At 39.0% G+C, this 20,139-nt stretch carries 19 protein-coding genes and 1 pseudogene; 4 read left to right on the top strand and 16 right to left on the bottom strand.

Annotation, left to right across the window (positions count from 1 at the left end; translation table 11 throughout):
- Window positions 1–239 precede the first annotated feature (239 nt).
- Window positions 240–1,433: a beta-ketothiolase BktB gene (gene bktB, locus ACZ5WS_RS11575; RefSeq protein ID WP_464708697.1), complete on the top strand. Its 1,194-nt coding sequence runs from the start codon at window positions 240–242 to the stop codon at window positions 1,431–1,433.
- Between the two features lie 87 nt (window positions 1,434–1,520).
- Here the strand turns inward: bktB and ACZ5WS_RS11570 are convergent, their stop codons facing one another.
- The 5 genes from ACZ5WS_RS11570 to ACZ5WS_RS11550 all read right to left on the bottom strand — a co-directional run bounded on the left by ACZ5WS_RS11570 (window position 1,521) and on the right by ACZ5WS_RS11550 (window position 4,552).
- Window positions 1,521–1,895, bottom strand: a complete 375-nt coding sequence (locus ACZ5WS_RS11570) for a hypothetical protein (protein WP_008113868.1) — start codon at window positions 1,893–1,895, stop codon at window positions 1,521–1,523.
- 52 nt (window positions 1,896–1,947) lie between these two features.
- Complete coding sequence (locus tag ACZ5WS_RS11565; protein ID WP_464708696.1) at window positions 1,948–2,247, bottom strand: DUF6419 family natural product biosynthesis protein; 300 nt, start codon at window positions 2,245–2,247, stop codon at window positions 1,948–1,950.
- Between the two features lie 122 nt (window positions 2,248–2,369).
- Window positions 2,370–2,948, bottom strand: coding sequence for a cold shock domain-containing protein (locus tag ACZ5WS_RS11560; protein ID WP_178956098.1), 579 nt, complete (start codon window positions 2,946–2,948; stop codon window positions 2,370–2,372).
- A gap of 154 nt (window positions 2,949–3,102) precedes the next feature.
- A complete protein-coding gene (locus tag ACZ5WS_RS11555; protein WP_464708695.1) occupies window positions 3,103–4,056 on the bottom strand; it encodes a cyclase family protein in 954 nt (317 codons plus the stop codon).
- A gap of 124 nt (window positions 4,057–4,180) precedes the next feature.
- Complete coding sequence (locus tag ACZ5WS_RS11550) at window positions 4,181–4,552, bottom strand: hypothetical protein (RefSeq protein WP_138606163.1); 372 nt, start codon at window positions 4,550–4,552, stop codon at window positions 4,181–4,183.
- 723 nt (window positions 4,553–5,275) lie between these two features.
- Here ACZ5WS_RS11550 and ACZ5WS_RS11545 point away from each other — a divergent pair.
- On the top strand, window positions 5,276–5,878 hold the full coding sequence (locus ACZ5WS_RS11545) for a thiamine biosynthesis protein ThiC (protein WP_198523189.1): 603 nt from the start codon (window positions 5,276–5,278) through the stop codon (window positions 5,876–5,878).
- 469 nt (window positions 5,879–6,347) lie between these two features.
- On the opposite strand, the gene ACZ5WS_RS11540 is transcribed toward ACZ5WS_RS11545, so the two are convergent.
- The 5 genes and pseudogenes from ACZ5WS_RS11540 to ACZ5WS_RS11520 all read right to left on the bottom strand — a co-directional run bounded on the left by ACZ5WS_RS11540 (window position 6,348) and on the right by ACZ5WS_RS11520 (window position 11,109).
- Window positions 6,348–6,581, bottom strand: coding sequence for a hypothetical protein (locus tag ACZ5WS_RS11540; RefSeq protein WP_138606157.1), 234 nt, complete (start codon window positions 6,579–6,581; stop codon window positions 6,348–6,350).
- A gap of 272 nt (window positions 6,582–6,853) precedes the next feature.
- Entirely contained in the window at window positions 6,854–8,563 is a 1,710-nt protein-coding gene (locus ACZ5WS_RS11535; protein ID WP_464708694.1) for an amidohydrolase, read from the bottom strand.
- 342 nt (window positions 8,564–8,905) lie between these two features.
- Window positions 8,906–9,952: pseudogene (locus ACZ5WS_RS11530) on the bottom strand (transposase).
- Window positions 9,953–10,106: 154 nt separating this feature from the next.
- Window positions 10,107–10,478: a hypothetical protein gene (locus ACZ5WS_RS11525; RefSeq protein ID WP_464708693.1), complete on the bottom strand. Its 372-nt coding sequence runs from the start codon at window positions 10,476–10,478 to the stop codon at window positions 10,107–10,109.
- Between the two features lie 118 nt (window positions 10,479–10,596).
- Complete coding sequence (locus ACZ5WS_RS11520) at window positions 10,597–11,109, bottom strand: hypothetical protein (protein ID WP_464708692.1); 513 nt, start codon at window positions 11,107–11,109, stop codon at window positions 10,597–10,599.
- 376 nt (window positions 11,110–11,485) lie between these two features.
- On the opposite strand from ACZ5WS_RS11520, the gene gloA reads away from it, so the two are divergent.
- Complete coding sequence (gloA, locus tag ACZ5WS_RS11515) at window positions 11,486–12,013, top strand: lactoylglutathione lyase (protein WP_464708691.1); 528 nt, start codon at window positions 11,486–11,488, stop codon at window positions 12,011–12,013.
- Between the two features lie 72 nt (window positions 12,014–12,085).
- Here gloA and htpX read toward each other — a convergent pair whose 3' ends face one another.
- The 6 genes from htpX to bioB form a co-directional block, all read right to left on the bottom strand.
- A complete protein-coding gene (gene htpX, locus ACZ5WS_RS11510; protein WP_075169202.1) occupies window positions 12,086–12,949 on the bottom strand; it encodes a protease HtpX in 864 nt (287 codons plus the stop codon).
- 250 nt (window positions 12,950–13,199) lie between these two features.
- Window positions 13,200–14,759 carry an FAD-dependent oxidoreductase gene (locus ACZ5WS_RS11505; RefSeq protein WP_464708690.1) on the bottom strand — a complete coding sequence of 520 codons (1,560 nt, stop codon included), beginning with the start codon at window positions 14,757–14,759 and terminating at the stop codon, window positions 13,200–13,202.
- Window positions 14,760–14,915: 156 nt separating this feature from the next.
- The gene (gene bioD, locus ACZ5WS_RS11500; protein ID WP_464708689.1) at window positions 14,916–15,599 is read right to left on the bottom strand and encodes a dethiobiotin synthase; all 684 of its coding nucleotides are present in this window, start codon (window positions 15,597–15,599) and stop codon (window positions 14,916–14,918) included.
- Between the two features lie 10 nt (window positions 15,600–15,609).
- Window positions 15,610–16,443, bottom strand: a complete 834-nt coding sequence (locus ACZ5WS_RS11495; RefSeq protein WP_464708688.1) for a methyltransferase domain-containing protein — start codon at window positions 16,441–16,443, stop codon at window positions 15,610–15,612.
- A complete protein-coding gene (locus ACZ5WS_RS11490; RefSeq protein ID WP_464708687.1) occupies window positions 16,440–17,594 on the bottom strand; it encodes an aminotransferase class I/II-fold pyridoxal phosphate-dependent enzyme in 1,155 nt (384 codons plus the stop codon). The genes ACZ5WS_RS11495 and ACZ5WS_RS11490 overlap by 4 nt, the downstream gene beginning before the upstream one ends.
- A 14-nt stretch (window positions 17,595–17,608) precedes the next feature.
- Window positions 17,609–18,649: a biotin synthase BioB gene (gene bioB / locus ACZ5WS_RS11485; RefSeq protein WP_010390068.1), complete on the bottom strand. Its 1,041-nt coding sequence runs from the start codon at window positions 18,647–18,649 to the stop codon at window positions 17,609–17,611.
- Window positions 18,650–18,744: 95 nt separating this feature from the next.
- On the opposite strand from bioB, the gene bioA reads away from it, so the two are divergent.
- Complete coding sequence (gene bioA, locus ACZ5WS_RS11480) at window positions 18,745–20,046, top strand: adenosylmethionine--8-amino-7-oxononanoate transaminase (protein WP_464708686.1); 1,302 nt, start codon at window positions 18,745–18,747, stop codon at window positions 20,044–20,046.
- Window positions 20,047–20,139: the final 93 nt, after the last annotated feature.

The following is a 20,139-nucleotide window of genomic DNA, read 5'->3' as shown; positions in this document are numbered from 1 at the left end:
TCCCCAAGGGCTTTCATACTGAGAGCCCTATTTCATACATTAAAACTAAAAGTATCATTGCCACACACCTATTTTACTCATCACTTTATTAAATAACACATACAGCTTAAACAACCTCGCCTTTAGTTTATTTAAAAATTATGCTTTGATGCATTAATAAAACTATTAATCTCTTTGGCTCTACTCAACACAAGCTCAGCACAAAGTGGTTATAAACATAAAAATAATAAGAGAAAACAATGACAAAACTTAATAACAATAGCGTAGTTATATTAAGCGCAGTGCGTACCGCTATCGGCAGCTTTGGTGGCAGCCTTAAACATTTCACGCCCGCCGAGCTAGGCACTCTATGTGCGAAAGAAGCACTAGCCAGAGCCAAGCTATCACCCAACCAAGTTGGCTCAACTGTAGTTGGTAAAGTAATTCATAACGGCCCTAAAGACGCATACCTTTCAAGAATCATTGGGCTAGATGCGGGGTTACCTATTAGTAGCCACGCAGTAACGCTTAATCGCTTATGTGGTTCAGGGCTTGAAGCAATCATACAAGCCGCACAACAAATTCAATTAGGTGATGTAGATGCAGCCCTTGCCGGCGGAGCTGAAAGCATGAGTAGCTCTGCCTACACCCTCGAAAGTAACCGCTGGGGGCAAAAAATGGGTAATAGCACTATGGTTGATGAGCTCACCACGACCTTACAAGACCCATGGGATAATAACCCGATGGGAATAACAGCTGAAAACATTGCAGAAAAATATTCAATTAGCCGTCAGCAGCAAGACGAGTACGCAGCAAAAAGCCATCATAAAGCTGCAAAAGCCATTGCTGCAGGTCATTTTAAACAGCAGATTGTGCCAATAGAAATCAAGTCGCGAAAAGGGACGCATATTTTTGACACCGACGAACATGTTCGCGCCGATACCACAGCCGATAAACTTGCATCTTTAAAGCCCTACTTTAAAAAAGATGGCACCGTTACCGCAGCAAGCTCATCAGGTATAAACGATGGTGCAGCCATGTTGGTACTTATGTCAGAGCAAAAAGCAAATGAGCAAGGCTTAAAACCGCTCGCTCGTTTAGTGGGTTATGCCAGAGCAGGCGTTGATCCTACTTTAATGGGTATCGGCCCTATTCCTGCAGTACAACAGGTATTTGAAAAAACCGGCTTAACCATCGACGATATGGATGTGATTGAGTCTAACGAGGCCTTTGCAGTACAAGCACTGTGCGTTGCTAACGAGTTAAATTTCCCTGCCCATAAGGTAAACCCGAATGGTGGTGCAATTGCCTTAGGCCACCCTGTTGGCGCAACGGGTGCAATTTTATCAACTAAATGCTTGTACGAACTCAAACGAACTCAAGGCAAATATGGGCTAGTCACAATGTGTATTGGTGGCGGGCAAGGCATAGCAGCCATTTTTGAAGCGCTTTAATGAGTAAAGCTAAATCATTTTTGTAGTAATAAAGTTGATAATTGAATTGGCTAGTCACATAACTAGCCAATTCAATATTTACACCAATTAACTAAAAACGCCAAATAAGTTAAGTACAACGAGTAAAGCGCCAAATAGACCCGAAAGTGTTAATAACCAATAAAAGATACATCCAAGAAATCTATCGAATTTGGTTGTATTTTCAAATAACAACGAAGAGTGCGCATACATAAAAGAAAACTTACTTTTTTCAATTTTAAGTAACCAACGCCTTGGCAAGGAGAATGCTTGAGCAACATTTATAATATCCCAACCACTAATAACCTCTAGACCGAGTATATCTTTTGTTTTAGGGTTTTTTCTTAATTTACGTACGGTCATTTGGCCAAAAACCACATAAAGGATCCCAGAAATAATAGATGACATAATTAATATAGCGACCCAAATTTCTCTATCACTCATAATTTATTAACCTGCTCCATAATATAATCATATATCCCTTCGGCATCTTCTTTTACAATTTCGTTAACTTTCTTACGCCTAATAAAACACCACCAAATGAGATTAAAAATAATATTGGTAAAAACAGTAATGTTTGGGTGTTGTCTATATCTGCAGCTGGGCTGCCAATAACTGCAAGCGTATTAATTAACAGCAGTATTAAGCTTGATTGCAGATAGCCCTTGTAACCTATAGCCCCTGCAAACAACAGCATAATAAATGAACCTGATATTGCAGGCGTAAAAGGTGCCGCAGCGAGTAACATACAAACAAACGAAAATATAACAGCACATCCAATTATTACTTTAAACATAACAACTTCCTTGATAAATGGCTTTATATCCACCAGCTATTTATAACTGTATTACTAAAAATCGTATTCCCCCTAAGGGCCCAAAACTAATTTTTAGTTTATTAATAACCTCAATATAAAAACTACCTATTCCCAAACTGCCGTTCACAGGGCTCTCCGTCTTTATCACCGTCCATTTTAGTATTTGGGCAATGTTGAATAAAAAATAATGCCTCTGCATACGAGGTCATTTGGCTACAATGTTGGCGGCCATCACAGCGAAATGCTTGCTGTGTTTTAGTAAGTGAGTTTGAACTAGCGGGCATAAATGACTCTAAATTAGCGTTAGTCACTACAGGTGTTTGCTTGGTATTTAAAAAACCGGTTTTATACACGCTAAAGCCAATACTAACAATAATACCAAACGTTATGAGTTTCATTAAAGGTGAGTTCTTACCTGACGTTTTGCTTAATCTAACCGGCCTTGTTAAAGCTTTTATGTGTGGTTGTGCTAGTACGCCCTCAATACGGCAATTTACAGCTTTAGTTTTACCGTTAGGCTCAGTCGCAACCTCAAAATAGATAATGTCACCCACTTTAGGTTTACGACTCATATGTTTGAGCGACGATATGTGTATAAAGGTATCGTGTTGCAGTGTGCTTGATTTAATAAAGCCAAAGCCTTTATCGTCATTCCACGATTTTAATATTCCTTTGTTCATCCTTGAGTCGTCCATATAAGTATTGTTAATTTTACAGCCAGTACTTTTATCATGATAAAGAAAAATACTCTTTGTGTATGTTTCTTATTTCAAAAAACGACACCACTGTATATAAAAACAGTAAAAATCATTAACTCTACTCTTTATTCAATTATTAGTTACTTGTAAGTGCGAATACGCGTAATGCCGAGCCAGTACCGCCACGTATTTTAAGCGGAGGCACAATGGCAATAAACTCATAGACTTTTTCTTTTGCTAGCTCCTCAAGGAACAAGTTTTCTATTATGTAAATACCGTTATCTGCTAATAACATCATATGTACCGGAAAAACCTGAAATGAGGGTTCTGTAGCAATAGGTGGGCGTTTTTCAAAAGTAAGGGTGTCATTACCCACAACACTTGCACCAGCCTTTATTAAAAACTGTGCACCACTTACACCAACGCCTGCAGCATGTTCTGCAATATATTGCAGTGGGTTATTAGCAAAATATTGCCCCCACCCCGTTCTAATAAACACAGTATCGCCTTTTTTAATTTTTACACCTTGCGATTTTGCTGTTCTTTTTAAATGTGACGCTGTTATGTCAAAATCTGCAGCCAATGGGGTATCGTCACCGTTAATAAAGCGTGCCACATCAAGTAACACAGTTCGGTTACTCAATAAGTTTACAGGATAATGATCAATTCCTAGGTCACTCCCTACACCACTGCGCCCTATTCCTCTGCGATCATTGGTCGCTTGCGCCGCATCTACTCCACCATACAGTAAACCATCTCGACCAATATGACCCAAAGCATCAATAGTAGGACCTCCATGATGACCACTCCATTGCATTATTTCTGAGGTGAATGAGAGCTGATTGTTATCACCAAATGTACCACGCGTATCAGCATGAGTTGCATTAAGTGCCATTGAGTATTTTGGATTAACGGACGCTATTGGGGAATTTTCATCCCAATTATGAGATAGGTCATAGGTTTTGGCTTGACTAACAAGAGTAATAAACTTTTCAGTTTGCTTAGATTTACTTAATTCTTTGCTATTGCTCGCTAAGCTCGAACAACTAATTAGCAAAAACATAAACAATATCAACATTGCCTGTTTCATCGTATCTCCTTATTTGTATATGTTTAACACACCAACTAAAAAAATAGCGACTAAAATAAGCCGCTACATACATTCACACAATAAATATTAATCTATATTGTTCTTCTATTATAAGCGATGATTACTAATGGCCTGTTTCATAACTCATACGAGACGTATTTGTCGTTTCATAGGTCCCATCTTTATACAAAATTAAAGCAGATGCACTATAGCTTCTGTAAGCTCTTACAGTCATATTACACGATGTACCGCCTGTGCAAGATGCATCGCCTTGCCAAATAACTTTGTTAATCGGTTTTGAAATATTCTGTAAATAGTACTTCCCTGTTGTTTGGTTACCAAAACTAAAATCTATGGTAAAGCAGTTTGATCTTCCGTTCATCGAGTTTCCACCTGAACCATTTGGATATACATCGCAAACTAGATCAGTTGCAAAAGCAGAGTTAGCTGTAAGCGCAGCACCACAAATAAATAGTGTTTTTAGTATGTTTTTCATTTTTAATCCTTAAATTTGATTATTATTCGCTCAACCGAGCATTTAAAAATTAGCATATGAAATTAAAAAGTAAACAAAAAAGGTACAAATATTTACAAAAAATTAACCGTTAGAAGTTTTATAAATTTTCGTTAAATCGCTATGGCAGTATAAACTGGGGTTTATGCAGTACATTTAGTTTCGTAAATCATAGCTATAGTTAATTGCTATTCAATTGGTTCTTTATAGACTATGTATAAAAAATTGTGTATCCGTAGAGATCACCTTTCCAAAAGCTAAAAGTTCTGTTTATTTAACAAGTTCAGGTGTCTAATTTATTTCAACTTAAGTGAAATAATTAAATAGTTTCACCTGTCTTGTATCTTGAGGACCTGTTGATCTTTCAGACTTAAAATTTGTTCAATCTAAGGGGGATTTAATCGCGGTGTGAGATTGTAACCTAGTGGGCTAAGTATAAACCGAGTAACAATGAATAAATTTCCCAGAGGAAGACCCCTTCGGGCAACGCTTGTTTGGTATTTATACTAGGTTATCGCCAATTTATGGGAATAACCACACCACATAGGCCTTGCTAAAAGATCAAATAGACTGTTGCAAATTTAACCTTTAAAGATAAACAGGCCCAAGAGTGAACGCTAGTTATATAAAGTTTCATATGTTTTGTATTTTCAAAGCTACTGCATCTTTTTAAAGCGTTAAATATAAAATTATAAGAGGTATATAATGGAGTTTACGAATAAACGCACCATCCTAATTTCAGCATCTTTATTGTTGGTATTGGCTATATCACAGGCTATTTTTTCAGCCCTTTACAGTGCTGAAATTAGCTTTTCAAGGCAGTTTGCTTGGGGACTAGAAGCTCTGGTATTTACTTTGCTCGTTGCTTTTGCAGGCTCAGCTATGGTGCAAGCAAAAAACGCTCAACTAGGGTGGTCGGCTATTACGTTTAGCGCGGTACTTAACATAGTTCAAGTGAGTATTGGCCTTACGTTATTTTCAACATTTGGCAAAGTTGCAGGCTCAGTAGAAGGAGCACAACCTTTAATTAATGGCGTGGTTGCTTTGTCATTCATGATTTACTACGCAGCCAAAGTATTATTAGGATTAGCGGCACTTGTTTTTGGACTGTCTTATATAGCCAAAGGCGGTAAAGCATTAGGAGGGCTTACAGCTTTTGTAGGCGTGGTTGCAATGTTAGCCAATGCCATTTTAATTACTTTTGGACGTGATGGATTTCTGCCATCAGGTGTTGCAGGTGCCTCTGGTATGATTGCAACATTACTTTTAGCGATATGTTTGATAAGTCTTAACCGTAGAAAAGGTTAAGCCTGACTATCACAAATTGATGTACTCCTTTAAATAAAGTGTAAACATTGGCGGATATGAGCGGATATTAAATGTTAATCCGTCAGTGTTTTACTTTTTAAGCATTGCAAATAATACATATACTACCCTAATAACGGTGCAAAGGTAGCTACACCTAAAATAATTAACAATGGGCACACCATTAGCGTAAACCAAATACGTTTAATTCCTTTCATAAAAAATCCTTTTCCTTAATTTAACTCAGAGATTAATTAGCTGTGAGCCACCCGCATTTTACTTTAAAAGCAGTTTATAAGATTGCCGCATGAATTTGATGTCTGAAGTCAAGATTTGACCCCATTTGGTTTTTGTTTTCTTAAAATATAAAAAGAGGGTTTGCTGTTGGTTGAATTGGCGTTTTGGAAGGTATCACAAGTGTTTAAGTGGCTTATTTGCAGAGGTACGAGATCCCCTTTTTTCTATTAACCCCTCATTTTGCAAAAAAGCGTATTTTTACCTCTTTTAACGTGCTTAAAAATACAGAAAAAGCACAAACACCACCACCAATAAATGCAATTTGAAAGCTAGACAGCGACGAAAAACTAAATTGCTCAGAATACATGTATTGCCCTAATAACTGTGCAAAGGTAGCTACACCTAAAATAATCAACAATGGGCACACAACTAGCGTAAACCAAAACCAAATACATTTAATACCTTTCATAATTAATACCTTTCATAAATAATCCTTTTCTTTAATTTAACTTAGAGATTAATTAGCTAGTGAGCAACCAACATTTTATTTTAAAAACAGCTTATAAGATTGCCGCATGAATTTGATGTCTGAAGTCAAGATTTGACCCCTTTGGTTATTAGAAGTTTTATAAATATTCATTAAATCTCAAACTTCACTGTTGCATCTCAAGGCTGAGGTTTAATACGACGGTGACTAAAGCCGTCGTATAGTTAAGCGTTAAAATTGTTTCATGTTGAATATCAATTTGAATATACAACATGACCTTCTTTAATGCTTTGCACTATTTTTATATCCTTAATAGTAAGTGGTTCCACTTTTAAAGGGTTGTTACTTAAAATGACGAAATCCGCGAGCTTTCCCTCAGCTAGCGTACCTTTACTTGTTTCTTCAAAGTATTGAATAGCAGCCCATTGTGTTAAAGTTTTTAACCCTTCATAAGGCGTTAAACGTTGATCCGGCCCCAATACTTTACCCGAACGTGTAATACGATTAACCGTTGCATCGAGCACTCGCATTGAATTTGGAAATGTCACAGGGGCATCATGGTGAGAAGTAACCGTTAAACCAGCCTCAACTACATCTCGTGATGGCGAAATATAATCTGCCCTTGGGTGCCCCAAAACAGACTCTACATGCCAATCGCCCCAGTAAAAAGTGTGCATAGGAAACAACGATGGGAGGATCCCTAAATCGACTAAATCCGGGATTTGATCTTTACGTAAAGTCTGGCCGTGAATCATCACGCTACGGTGATCATCATACCCATAACTTTTTTTAGCCACTTTAATAGCTTTAATATATTGGTCAATCGCTGCATCACCATTGGTGTGAGCAATAATCTGCCATTTGTTTTTAAACGCAGTGTTTATATGTTTAATGGCCATCTCATCACTCATGATAGGATAACCTTTATAGTCCAGCGGTTTACCCTCCGGTGGCGTATGATAATGTGATGATAACCAAGCCGTTTTTCCTTGTGGTGAACCATCTAAAGTTAATTTAACCCCCCCTATTCGGTATCGATTAACATAACTGCGATCTGAGTTATAAAATTCGGGCTTAACAGCTGACTTATTCCAAACAATGTCAGGGTATGAAACAACATCAATGAATAGCGATTTATCACGAGCTGCTCTTTCTAATGCCGAAGTCGCATCCGCTGTTGTGCGGCCATCTTGAGCTGTTAAATATCCATTTTTAGCATACTCCAGCTGAGCAAGCTCAATGGACCTTTGCTGTACTTCAGCATCGGATTTAGTGGCAACAATAGGCAATAATAGATTAAAAAAAGCCGCTTCTTCAAGCACGCCATTAGGACTATTGTCGGCCAAGCGCCTAATTACACCGCCTTTGGGGTCTTTGGTATCCTTTGTGTAGCCACCCACTTCTAGAGCTTTTGAATTGACACTTGCTAGATGACCCGATTGATGCATTATAAGCACTGGGTATTTAGACGAAATTTTATCTAGAACATCTTTAGTGGGATGTTGTTTTTCGCTAAGCTGCGAATCGTCATACCCATTAGCTAACACCCAACCAAATTTTCCGATAATGAATTTCCCTTCAGCAGACTCCATCCACTTTTTGGTTGTTGTCACTAAACTATTAAAATTTGCACCGGGGCCATCGGGAGGAGGTAATAAATTTGCCAATTGCGCAATTAAACCCGTATTGTACATATGGCTATGGGCATCCAAAAAACCGGGTAAAAGTGTTTTCCCTTGAAGGTCTTTGTTTTGTAGATTGTCAAACTTTTCTCTGGCCTTCGCTAAGCTGCCAAGGTAAACAATCCGCCCTTCTGACTCAACTAAAGCTTCCTCATAATGCGGCTTTTCTCCTTCCATAGTGAGAATATCTCCGCCGTAATATAAAACCGGCTCAGCTGCTAGCGCGCTTGTTCCAAAACAAAATAATACTGATGGTAATAAAAAACGTAATCGCTTTGTCATTTTATCTTCCCTGTAAATATAGCTGTAATAAATTTAGCACATGATGTTTTAAACAAAAACATAAAGTGACACCCATAATTAATATATTAAAATTGTGTCACCTAATTTACTAATCAGCTCTGGAGTTAGCTTCTCATGACTAAATAAAAAAGAAAACAAACTAGGCATCAAGAAAACAAACTAGACATCCATTTTAATTTTGAAAGACACCCTTCTAATTTTGCAAGCAAAACTGTATTTCTAGATTTATTTTTTAAGCAATTATTACTCTTAAATTTAAATTCCACGCATAAAAATAGCTGCATGATGCAGTTTCAACTTTTCTACTGAGTAATTTAAAGTTTATGCTAATAGCTTTTCACAATTACTTGTATTGGCTTGCCGTTTTCGATTCAAATTTTCACAATAACTTGCTTGTGAGGTCGGCCTGCCAACTGCGCCGTGAAATACGCGTGTAAATTGTGTAGTGAGTTTTAACCAGTTTTCAGGAGATATATCGAGTCTTTCCAGTAAAGGAAGTTGGGTGTTATCAATATGGCCGCGTTTATCCTTTCGTATTATTCTCCCTGTTAATTCAACTAATTCAAGATACGACTTAAGCTCAAACGGCAGCCCTTTTGGCATAATTTGACGCGGCATACCTGCAAAGCGAAGTAGTTGTTTTGGCTGCTTGCCTTCTTTTGCGTATATTAAGCGTTTTTGTACACTGGTATGGTGAGACTCTTCTGGAGTGATAGCCATCTTAGCCCTAATAGGGTTTAAATCGACGTATGCAATACACGCGGCAAGCGCCGCTTCATCAAGGAGTGCTTGTGATTTAAAGCGACCTTCCCATAAATTTATAGGGAATAAATTTGAATGCCGTTAGGCAGCCCGAAGGGTGAGCGCCATGGATGGCAGCGAATAAAACCTACCCGTGCAGTTATCTTCTTTATTAGCTCTGCGCGCAATGTCTTCATTTAACGATCGCATAAACCAGCTAAGACTTGATAGTCGCTCTCGATATTCCTTTACTGTTTGATTAAAAAGGATAAGTTCTACTTTACTTAGCTTCTCACCCTGTATGTATTTTTGCGTAAGGACAGTACCTTTACACAGCTTGTGCCAGCGAATAACAATCGCTTTATCATTCAGTCTGTTCGCTTTTTTGTCATCTACATACAACACTAAATGCGTGTGGTTACTCATAACGGCATAAGCACAGACGTCAATACAAAATATTTTGGCTAACTCAAGCAATTTGTCTTCAACCTACCCTCTGCGATGCTCAAAAGATTGACCCGTAAAATGGTCTTCTCCACATAAAAATGCACGGCGTACGCAACGTGATATACAGTGGTAGTACTTTGTATCAACCAAACTTACTTGACGCTTTCTTGCGATTGCCATAAGTGACCCAGTTTGTTTTCACACTGGTGAAAGCCTAGTACTTAGTTCGCCAAACTGCAAAAATTAGAGTGGGTGTCTAGTTTATTTATTTGAAACTGCAAAAATTAGAGTGGGTGTCTAGTTTATTTATTTGTCTAGTTTATTTATTTGCTAACTATATTCCAATTAGAGTTTGAATATAAAATGCTGACATCGTGACTGTAACTACTGCCAAAAATCCACCAACCGCAGTCCTATCAGGGATTGTATGAATTATCATTGATGGCATTTGTTTTAAAACAGACAGCGTTGGGAAAAAGAAAACGGAATGACTTTCAAAATTTTTATATTTATCCCACACCTTTGAGAAAAACAGCTTGATAACTGAGAGATAGATCAATACAAAGGTTGAAGCCCCAAGCACTTCTACCATGGCCATAAGTTCAATACTTACCATTATTTCAGGCCCAGCTAATAGCATGACTATGATTACCGCCAAAGCGTGCCAAAACCCTTTTGACATAGCTATTTTTATCCTATCAAACACCAAGTTTTCCTTATAAAGCTAACGCCGCCTTAAGCGGTGAGTAATAGTTGGCTAAAATGTGAAGCGAAGCGAAACCGAGCCAACTGTTACGAATCCGACTTTAAGGTATTGTTATACATTAGAACTTAAACCGCCTTATGAATTCTACAAAAGCACCTGTTGTTAAAGCTGCAACAAGACTGCCAGAGTATACAAATACCAACATATCCACAACGAAGTTTAAAGAAACCCAAATAGTATTATATGAAAGCCTCAATTCTGTAAGTAAAAATACTTTTTCAGGATTTACTTCATATTCTGAGGTTTTATGTTCAGTCGCAGGGTGAAGTCGTAATAAGCCATAATGATTGAGATATTTAATTATCAGAAGCTCTTTGATATGTTTACAGAGCCACTTATTCACAAGAGTTGCAGCGATAAAATCTTCTAAATCAGATGATTTGTACCCAAAAGATGCAGTGCCAGAAAAAATTTCACCTGTACTATCTTGCTTGTACGAGGAGAAGGATAATAGCATTTCCAGCAACTGCTCACCGAGATAACTTTCCAATAGAGTTAATTTTAACCATTTTCCATATCCAATCGACTTATCTGTTCGATAAAATATTTTTTTAAGAACACTATCTCTCACATGAACCCCAGAAATGTATAATAACTTTGTATACGACATTTGTCGTTTTATAAACCGACAAATGTCCATATATTACATTGCATTTATCTTAGCCCTCAAATAAACACCTGTAAACAACTAGTTAACTACGGCTCATACTTCATAAATGCAGAAATACCCCAAAATGGTGGAGATCAGTAATATTGGACAAAACACCACCACTGTATAAATAACCAGCATCGCTAAATATGCCATTTTCCGCTTAAAAACACCCAACTAACTAGCTGGTAATTTAGCCTTGTGGTTTTAATTTTTGCCGCTGTTGATTATGATGTTCGTATTCCCTGCCTTTTTAAATCCATTAAGGTTTTTCAGTCATTTTATTAAGGATTATTTCATGTCTAGCTATAACGAATCTCCAGAGCAAATTGCACAAGCCACTGAGGGCTATGTAATGCAGCAAACCATGTTGCGTATTAAAGATCCAAAACCGTCGCTGGCATTTTATGAAAACGTATTGGGTATGAAGCTGTTAGGAAAGTACGACTTTCCTGGTATGGAGTTTACTTTGTACTTTTTAGGCTACGAGCAAGATATGCCTAAAGGCGATGATAAAGAAAAAACTCAATGGGTGTTTCGCCGCCCTGCTCTGATTGAACTTACCCATAACTGGGGTACTGAAAACGACGACAGCTTTAGCTGTTATCACAGTGGTAATGAAGAACCAAAAGGCTTTGGCCATATTGGGATTAGCGTGCCCGATGTATACGCTGCCTGTGAGCGCTTTGCTAAATACGATGTGGAGTTTGTAAAACAGCCAGATGGTGGTTCAATGAAAGGCCTTGCCTTTATTAAAGACCCAGACGGTTACTGGATTGAAATACTCTCACCAGAGGGAATTACCGATATTATTCAATCACAATAAAAAAATTAAACATAAAAAAGCCTGCAAATGCAGGCTTTTTGTTTACAAGTACTGTGAAAAACTTGAATTTTTTTAACGACGTAGTGCGTCTATACGTGCATCAAGCGGTGGGTGAGATGAAAACAACTCAGCCATGCCTTTACCACTGGCAATACCAAAGGCCATCATTGAGCCTTCTAATTGCGATGGGTGGTTTTGCTTTAATCGCTCAAGGGCTGAACGCATTTTGTCTGCGCCTACTAACTGAGCTGCACCGTTGTCGGCTGCAAATTCACGTTTGCGGCTGTAATGAGCAACTACCACACTGGCTAGTACACCAAATAATACTTGGAATAACATATCGAATAAGAAGTAAGTCCAGCTGCTGCCGCCCTCTTCTTCATCGCTATTTATAAAATTATCTACAATGCCCGCCAGCACTTTTGCGGCAAAAATAACAAAGGTATTAACCACGCCTTGAATAAGCGTTAGTGTTACCATGTCGCCATTAGCCACGTGCGATACTTCGTGCGCAAGCACTGCCTCGGCTTGATCTTGGGTCATGTTGTGTAATAAACCCGTGCTTACCGCCACCAGCGAGTTATTTTTACTCGGGCCGGTTGCAAAAGCGTTCATTTCTGGGCTGTCGTAAATAGCCACTTCAGGCATATTAATACCGGCTTTTTTAGCTTGCGCGGCAACCGTGTTCATTAACCACTGCTCGGTTTCGTTACTTGGTTTTGTAATAACCTGTGCACCGGTTGATTTTTTCGCCATCCATTTCGACATATACAAAGAAATAAACGACCCACCAAAACCAAATACAGCAGCTATTAATAAAATACCACCCAGGCTACGATGGCTTAAGCCCAGCGCACTCATTATGATTGAAAGCACAACACCTAATACCAACATAACCGCGAGGTTAGTTAATAAAAACAAAAATACACGTTTCATACATGGTCTCCAAAAATAACATTTATTGCTGAGCGACTTCTTTTTGTTGATCGGCCATAGCAATTACTGCGTTATGACACACTATGTCATAACATCAACGCTATTCTGTGACAAACTATGTCATAACGCAAGTGATATTTTTAAAGTTCTATATATATTTAATTAAGTTAAACTTTCTAGGTTTTTTTCTGTTCAACAGTAAAAATTCACTTATAAAAATAATAAAATTCAATAAGTTATTTTTTTTATACTATACGCTTTTATATATACCGTGATTAACATTTGCCATATCTGTGGGGAAGCCTCGCTCTTTTGCAAGTACTTGTGCAATTTTACTTATATCTTCATTGCGACTGTTCTTAAGGTAGGTCCATTGGTGATGCTTACGGTGATTATTACCGTCGTGTTCTGTGCAAATTAAACCAAGCTTTATAAATTCAGCTACTATTTCGTCAGCAGCGATCAAAGTTGATGACGCTTTTACATTTTCGGCTCGTGCGTAGCTAATATGCGAATATAAACTTACGTCGGCAACGCGTAAGGTGTCGTCTTCGCCTGGGATCTGTTGGCCGCCAAACAAGGCATTGTTTTGCGTATTAGCGTTTTTAAATGCTGGTACAAACTCAGCTACATAATCAATCGCTTTTTGACCACGTGCTTTTAGCACCTGCTGATCCCAACCATTATTTATATAATTTAAGTACTTAGTAGGCAGTTGTGGCTGTGCCGTTTGCTCGGCTGTATCTGCTAGGCCATCGTTAAACAAGGTAATTGAGTTAGTCATACCATGAATTTGATAAAAGCCATTAGGGTACGGCGTTAATTGTGCCATGCCCTCGGGAGTGCCTCGGTTACCATAAATAATAATTTCGGGTATTTGCCCGCCAGCGCCTTGCCAGTGTGCAATGTATGAAGCTTTAAATTCGACCATACGCTTGGGCTTTACGCCTACCATGTCATCAACAATACCGGTTTGAAAGCCACAGGCGTTTATAAGGTAATCTACTTCTGCTGTTTGGGTCGTGTTGCTTTGGTTGTTTTGATATTCAATTTTCCATTTTGGCATTTGATTGTTAGCACTACTTTGCTCAACTTTGCTGACTTGCTTTACCTCTGTGCTGGTAAGAACGTTAGCGTGCTCGTACTGGGCAAGCGCAAGTTGCGCACTTGCAGATAATCTAAATATATTCCAACCGTATTCTTGTACAACAATAAGTGGGTATTTTACTTTGTTTAAGTTTAAATGCTTAGCAACGGGGATCATCCACTCATCTAGCGTTTTGGGCTCAGTAACCTGCTCTTTTTTACTCAAGGTTATCATTTGCTCATGGCTATAAAGCTGATAGTAATTATCAGGCTCGCCAAGAACTTTATTATTATGATCTTGTTCAATTAAGTCTTTATATGCGTTAGTAAGCTTGTCTAACCTTGGCAGTAAATCATCCGGTGAATCATCATCACGCGTTGGCACAGCAAATACAGTTGGGCGTACATCTATGCTGTAAGGATATAGTCGTAAAATATCAATACATTGTTTAAGTAAATCTATACAGTCTTGATCTGGAATTTCACGGTATAAATTACCACCGGCGTGCAGATGACACATAGGAGGGCCGTCAATAAGTGACTTTTTTTTCTCAAATATAGTCGTTTTTATGCCCAATGCCGCAAGGCGAATCGCAATTGTTGCCCCTGCAGTTCCCCCACCTAAAATACCTACATGGGTTTTAGGCAGAGCACTTTTTGCTAGATCTGATTCGGCCTTAACCTGCGTATTATAAGCGTAGTTCTTAATAAATGGGTGGGTCATGGTATTTGTTATTTCCTTAGTAACAATAGCACTGTGTAATTAGCGTTATACATGCATACAAGGTGTGTATTTCAAGGCGCTAAACATATTTATTAAACCGGTGTATTTAATATATAAACTGCTTTGTATATTTATAAAATTACAAAGCAGTATAGTTTAGGCATTTATAGCAAGTGCAGTAAGCAGGGTTTTATAAATTTGTAATTTAGGGGTTTGCTCGGTATAGGGGCTTATAGCAAGCAACGGGAATGGTAAACGTGTTTTAAGCGAATCTAGATTTGCTTGGTATTCATCCATAGTGGCATCAACTTGGTTAGCAATCCAACCAATGCAATTAACACCCATACTTTGCATATGTGCTGCAGTGAGTAATGCATGATTTATACAGCCTAGTTTCATCCCTACTACCAATATTACGGGTAATTGCTCTGCTTTTACCCAGTCGTATAAATATTCGTTATTATTAATTGGCAATGCCCAGCCGCCCGCACCTTCTGTTAGCAGGTAGTCTGCACCTTGTTGCTTCACATTTTTATAAGCGGTACGAAGCTTTTCAACACTTAGGGTTACTCCTACTTGCTCTGCTGCAATGTGTGGAGCTATGGCGGGCTCAAAAGCAAACGGATTAATAATGTCGTATTTAGCGCTCACAGTCGCGCTTTCCATTAGCATTAAAGCATCGGCATTCACAAGCTGTTCAAACGCAAGTTCACACCCTGATGCAATCGGTTTAAAGCCTATTGCGCGCTGTTTATGTTGAGCGAGTAACTTTAATAGCAAACTAGTTACGTGGGTTTTACCAGCGTCGGTATCGGTACCGGTAATAAAAAATTGCTGCATTGCCTTACCTTTAAATTTTTGCTTTTTCTAATGATAACAATACCACATGGTAAGATACATGGGCTTGGTTGTTTATAAGCGGATACGCAGCACATACTTTTTGCAGCGCCGATTTAGTTAATAATCCTGGGCGCTGCGTTGCTTTATTTTGCGAAGTTGCCCCAATGGCTTTAATTGAACTAATCGCTTTAAGCGGGCTTGTAAACTCATCAGTATAAATAACCTCTGTCGCGTTATTAACAATAAACCCTGCCTTTTTGACCGATTGGTTTATATTATCGCTACTTAAAAAGTTATTAATGTGGCTATGCGAATCGAGCGCGGCAAACGCCGTTTTGATTTCATGTAGTGAGCCTTCTACCACCGTACTTATGTACGCCTGCCCACCGGGCTTTAAAGCTGAATGTAATGAATGCATTAGCATTTCAAAATTAGCCGACCATTGCATTGCAAAATTACTAAATACCACATCAATACTATTTTGTTGTAATGGTAAGTTATCCATGTCGGCGCAAATACGCGGTGCGGTTACTGCACTATTTTTAAGCATGCTAAGGCTTAAATCCATGGCAATTACCTGTTTGTATATTCCTTGTAACGCTTGGGTATTCACTAACGGCCCTGCGCCTAAATCAACACAGTGTTTGTGCTTTGTGCTCACATCAAGCTTAATGAGTTTAATTAAATCGGTTGCAGCTTGTTTTTGTACATGTGCGTGGGCTACATATTGGTTTGCCGCCGTTGAAAACTTGCGTTGCGTTACCTGCTTTAAACTATTAACAGCTAAACAAGCTAACGGTGACTTTATACGCGAGTTAGCATTTGTAGCGTGTGCGCTTATCATGCAATGGCCTTTTTTAAACAGTTTACCAATGTTGTAATATCTTGCTCGGTATGGGCGGCGGTTAAGGTAATGCGTAGCCTTGAGGTATTATGCAGCACCGTGGGCGGACGAATAGCGGTTAGCCAAATCCCCTGCTGTTTGAGCTGCTCACAGGCTTTTAAGGTCTGTTCGGCACACCCTAAAACTAGGGGTTGAATGGCTGTTGTTGAATCCATTAAGGCAATTTTGTGCTCATTGGCTAAACGTTTAAATAAAGCAATATTGGCGTTTAATTTTGCACGCTTGTGGTTAGCATCACGTATGGTTTTAATTCTTGATAATGTATGCGAAGCAATAAATGGCGACATAGCGGTCGAATAAGTGTAATCGCGGTTAAACTGCAACATGTAATCAATAAATTCACTTGAACCTAATACACACGCCCCGCTACTTGCCACCGCTTTACCAAAGGTGATCACTAAAATATCTGGTAAATTATCTGCCGCTATAAGTGGCTCACAGCTTCCCAAACCCGATTTTCCCAGTACGCCAAAGCCATGCGCATCGTCTATCATTAACCAGGCGTTATGTGCTTTAGCTAAACTCAGTAACTCAGTTAATGGTGCTTGGTCGCCATCCATCGAGAATACGCCCTCACTCACAATCAATTTATACTTAGCATTGGACTTTTCCAGCCGTGAACGTAAATGATTCATGTCGTTATGGTTAAAGCGTACAAGTGCTGCGTTTGCATGCAGTGCACCGTCGATTAAGCTTGCATGATTGAGTTTATCCTGAAAAATCGCACTTTGCTGAGCAATGGCTTTATCTTGAAATAACGCTTTTATAACACTGCTATTAGCACTAAAGCCCGAATTAAACAGCATGGCATTGTTATAGCCCAACTGAGCACATAAGTATTTTTCGAGCTGTTGCTGCGCACCTTGATAGCCTGTTACTAAAGCAGAGCTATGACTTCCTAGGCTCTGCATGCCATCAAGCAAAGTGGGTTCATCGGCAAAGCCTAGGTAGTCGTTACTGGCAAAGTTAAGATAGCGTTTATTATCAACTATAATTTCACGCGCACTGGCTTGCTCAATAACATAACGCTTGCGGTTAAGCGCGCTTTGCTGGCGCGCTTGTAAATGGCTATTTATAAAATCAAATGACATAGCAATACACAATATTAAGCAGGATAAAACAATTCTGAACTGGCTTTATCGGCCACTTTAGAGGATAACGACGCAGCAACGGCTTCATCTGAATAGTCTTCCGCCGTTTCAGGGTTCATACCCAGCTTTTTAATTAATTGCATATCAGCATCAGCTTCTGGGTTTTCTGTAGTAAGGAGTTTATCACCATAAAAAATGGAATTAGCACCGGCAAAAAAACACATCGATTGCATTTGCTCATTCATTGCACTGCGCCCTGCCGATAATCGCACATAGCTATGCGGCATCATAATACGCGCGGTGGCAATAGTACGAATAAACTCAAACTGATCTAAGTCGTCTACGTTTTCAAGCGGTGTCCCTTTTACTTTTACTAGCATATTAATAGGGACGCTTTCTGGTTGCTGCGGTAAATTAGCCAATTGCATTAATAACCCATAACGATCGCTGGGTTGCTCACCCATACCGACAATACCGCCAGAACAAACTTTCATACCGGCATCACGCACATGATCAATAGTGTTTAGTCTGTCTGCAAAGGTACGGGTAGATATAATTTGTTCGTAGTATTCAGGTGAGGTATCTAAATTATGATTATAGTAGTCAAGCCCGGCATCACTCAGCGCATGCGCTTTTTCATTGGTAAGCTTACCTAGGGTCATACAGGTTTCAAGGCCAAGCTCTTTTACTTCTTTAACCATTTTTGAAATGTACGGCATATCACGATCTTTAGGATCTGACCACGCAGCGCCCATACAAAAACGGGTGGCGCCTTTTTGTTTTGCAAGGCGTGCTTGCTCTACTACTTTTTCTACTTCTAGCAGGCGCTCTCGTTCTAGGTCGGTTTTATAATGACCCGACTGCGGGCAATATTTACAATCTTCAGGGCAAGCACCTGTTTTTATTGATAGTAAAGTAGAAATTTGCACCTGATTAGGATTAAAATTAGCACGGTGTACGGTCGCGGCTTTAAAAAGCAGATCGTTAAACGGCATTTCAAATAAGGCTTTAACCTCGCTATGGGTCCAATCGTGGCGAACTGTTGCAAGCTCCATAATACTCTCTTTTATTTTTTGCTCTTGGTGTTATTGGCTTAGAATACGTATTGCCGTACCATTGTCAACGAAGCTAACTTAATTAAAGTTTACATATGAACATAAAACACACAATAGACCTTGATTTTGACCGAAATCACATTTGGCACCCTTATACATCAATGACTCAACCAATTCCGGTTTATCCTGTTACATACGCCAATCACAACCTTATACACCTAGAAACAGGCGAGAAACTCATTGACGGTATGGCCTCTTGGTGGAGCGCAATACATGGCTACAATCATCCCGTTTTAAATAATGCGATGACAGAGCAAATCAATAAAATGAGCCATGTAATGTTTGGCGGCATTACCCATTACAGTGCTGTGGAGCTTTGTAAAAAGCTAGTAGCGATAACGCCTGAACATTTAAATAAAGTATTTTTAGCCGACAGCGGCTCGGTAAGTGTTGAAGTAGCGATTAAAATGGCGCTGCAGTATTGGTTAAGCCAAGGCATTAATACTAAACAAAAGTTAATGACTCCGTTTAAGGGCTATCATGGCGATACTTTTGCGGCCATGAGTGTGTGCGATCCGGTTAATTCTATGCATAGCTTGTACTCTGGCTTTTTACCTGAGCATGTATTTGTACCTGCACCTGTTAGCCAATTTCATGAAGAGTTTAATCAAGCCGAGGCGGATGAACTAGAACACTATTTTTTAAAACACCACCAGCAAGTTGCCGCCTTTATTATTGAACCCATAGTACAAAACGCAGGAGGAATGAACTTTTATCATCCTGAATATTTAGCCTGTGTGCGCAAGTTATGTACTCAATACGATGTATTGCTCATTTGTGATGAAATTGCCACAGGCTTTGGCCGTACAGGTAAAATGTTTGCTGTAGAGCACGCCAATGTACAGCCAGATATACTTTGTATTGGCAAGGCACTCACCGGCGGCACCATGACCTTATCAGCCACGTTAACGACCGATAAAATAGCGATAGGCATTAGCGAAGGTGAAGCCGGTGTTTTGATGCACGGACCTACATTTATGGGCAATCCACTCGCCTGCGCTGTGGCATGTGCCAGTATAGACTTATTGCTTGAACAAGATTGGCAAAAACGAATTTGTGAAGTAAACCAAGCACTTCAACAATTACATCAGTGTGGCTCACTTACTGATGTAGCTAATGTGCGCACTTTAGGTGCAATTGGCGTGGTAGAGCTGACAGATGAGGCAGGAATAGTAGATGTAGCTAAAATACAGGCTTATTTTGTTAGCAAAGGAGTGTGGATACGCCCCTTTGGTAAACTAATTTACTTAATGCCACCGTATATAAGTGACGATGCCAGTATTAAACAGCTTTGCGATGCTATATATAACGCCATAAAGGGTAAACATTACGTATAGATGGTTAATTATTTTAGCCACTAAAGTTAAAATTAAATTGATATTTCTATTTAGTTATTATTCCTCTGTAAAGTTTAGTAAATTTAACCCTTT

The organism is Pseudoalteromonas sp. 11L1, assembly GCF_055397545.1.
Note: the sequence above shows the minus strand (reverse complement) of the source record. Positions and strands in the feature narration are given on the sequence as shown.